The sequence below is a fragment of the Candidatus Regiella insecticola LSR1 genome (assembly GCF_000143625.1).
In the GTDB taxonomy this organism is placed as follows: domain Bacteria; phylum Pseudomonadota; class Gammaproteobacteria; order Enterobacterales; family Enterobacteriaceae; genus Regiella; species Regiella insecticola.
This window is the reverse complement of record NZ_GL379665.1, coordinates 1-1,189: the sequence shown is the minus strand read 5'-3', so window position 1 is coordinate 1,189 and position 1,189 is coordinate 1. Positions and strand designations below refer to the sequence as shown.

Annotated in this window: 2 tRNA genes and 1 pseudogene; all 3 read left to right on the top strand. The window is 44.7% G+C overall.

Going from position 1 to position 1,189, the window contains the following annotated elements:
- Positions 1 to 705, top strand: a pseudogene (locus tag REG_RS09130) (oxidative stress defense protein); the annotation flags it as partial.
- A 206-nt stretch (positions 706 to 911) separates the two neighbouring features.
- Positions 912 to 988, top strand: a tRNA-Met gene (locus REG_RS09125).
- A gap of 11 nt (positions 989 to 999) precedes the next feature.
- Positions 1,000 to 1,084, top strand: a tRNA-Leu gene (locus REG_RS09120).
- Positions 1,085 to 1,189 lie beyond the last annotated feature (105 nt).

Sequence of the window (1,189 nt, the reverse complement as noted above, 5' to 3'; positions counted from 1 at the left end):
AGGATTCAGTGTTTTACCTGCGGCGTTATCAGCTGCTGAAGTGCCTGCTGGGCCACATATTATTACCTCAGGCAGTGCCGGTATTGACATTGTACCGGATATTGCCATCTTAACGATTGAAGTCAGTGAATTGGCTAAAGAGGCGGCGGCCGCTAAAAAACAGGTCGATCAACGGGTAGCACAATATTTTGATTTTCTACAAAAACAAAATATCGATAAAAAAGATATCAATGCGGCTAATCTAAGGACTCAAGCGGAGTACGATTACAAAAAAGCCGGCGAGACCGTGCTAAAAGGCTATCGTGCTGTGCGTCAGATTAGAGTTACATTGCGTCATCTCGACAAAATGAACGAGTTACTTGATCAGGCACTGAAGTTAGGTCTTAATGAAATTAGCGCAGTAGACTTAGATGTTGCCGATCCAAAAAAGTATCGTGAAGAGGTGCGTAAAAAAGCGATAGACAATGCTTTATCCACAGCGAGTTCTGTAGCACAGGATTTTAAAAGCACCCTCGGGTGTCGGTATACAGCATCCGCTACCGTGCGGTTAACGACCAGCCAGTGCCGATGATGATGCGAATGCAAGACAGCAACCCCGCAGCGTCAAATGAGGCTGCTGAAACCTATAAGCAACAAAGTATTCGCTTTAATGATCAGGTTGATGTGGTGTTTGAATTACAACCAACAAAAGCGGCGGCGAAGTGAATTCATCAATATAGCCTTCGCCTAGCGGCAACTTCAAAGGCAAAGGGGATATACTGGTGAGTTGATTAAATTATCTCCATAACGCTTATAAGCCAAACAATCACACTTTTTCGACATTTTTAACGAAAAAGCAGTTGACGCAAATCCAGCATATCCGCATAATTGCACCCCGCAGCACTGATGAAGTTACGGTAATAAATAAAGATGGCTACGTAGCTCAGCTGGTTAGAGCACAGCACTCATAATGCTGGGGTCACAGGTTCAAATCCCGTCGTAGCCACCATCGTCTTTTGTGCGGGAGTGGCGAAATTGGTAGACGCACTAGATTTAGGTTCTAGCGCCGCAAGGTGTGCGAGTTCGAGTCTCGCCTTCCGCACCATTATTATTGAAGCTTTTATTCGCCAGGTATCGGCGAGTACAAAAGATTTTGAATAGATTCTTAGATGTATTGATACCCTTCGCCTTTGAAATTGCCGCTAGACGA